This window comes from Paractinoplanes polyasparticus (genome assembly GCF_019710575.1).
GTDB lineage: Bacteria > Actinomycetota > Actinomycetes > Mycobacteriales > Micromonosporaceae > Actinoplanes > Actinoplanes polyasparticus.
The window spans coordinates 1-666 of the sequence record NZ_JAHWFK010000125.1; the positions used below are offsets into that span (position 1 = coordinate 1).

A 666-nucleotide genomic window follows, 5' to 3' on the forward strand; every position below is an offset into this window, starting at 1 on the left:
AGGGCCTTGGTCAGCTCGGTCGGAACGATCCACACCTTGTTGGCGGTGCCGTTCGCGATCTGCGGAAGGGCCTGCAGGTACTGGTAGGCCAGCACCTTCTGGGACGGGTTGGCCGTGTGGATGGCGTCGAACACCGTACGGATCGCCTTGGCCTGGCCCTCGGCCTGCAGGATGCGGGCCTGCCGGTCACCGTCGGCCCGCAGCACCTGGGACTGCTTCTCGCCCTCGGCGGTGAGGATCGCCGCCTGCTTGTGGCCCTCGGCGTTGAGGATCGTGGCGCGTCGTTCCCGCTCGGCGCGCATCTGCTTCTCCATGGAGTCGCGGATGCTGGGCGGGGGCTCGATCGCCTTGATCTCGACCCGGGTGACCTTGATGCCCCAGCGGCCGGTGGTCTCGTCGAGCACCGTCGAGAGGTGGCGGTTGATCTCTTCGCGGCTGGTCAGGGCGCGCTCGAGGTCGAGCGAGCCGATGACGTTACGCAGCGTGGTCACGGTCAGCTGCTCGATCGCCTGCAGGAAGTTCGAGATCTCGTAGGTGGCCCGCACCGAGTCGACGACCTTGAAATACAGAACCGTGTCGATCGACACGACCAGGTTGTCGGAGGTGATCACCGGCTGCGGCGGGAACGAGACGACCTGCTCGCGCATGTCGACCTTGCTGCGCACC

Annotated in this window: 1 protein-coding gene; it reads right to left on the minus strand. The window is 66.7% G+C overall.

Annotated elements, in window-relative coordinates; translation table 11 throughout:
• The coding region (locus KXC43_RS50310; protein ID WP_221383440.1) for an SPFH domain-containing protein at positions 1-666 on the minus strand (666 nt) is incomplete at both ends.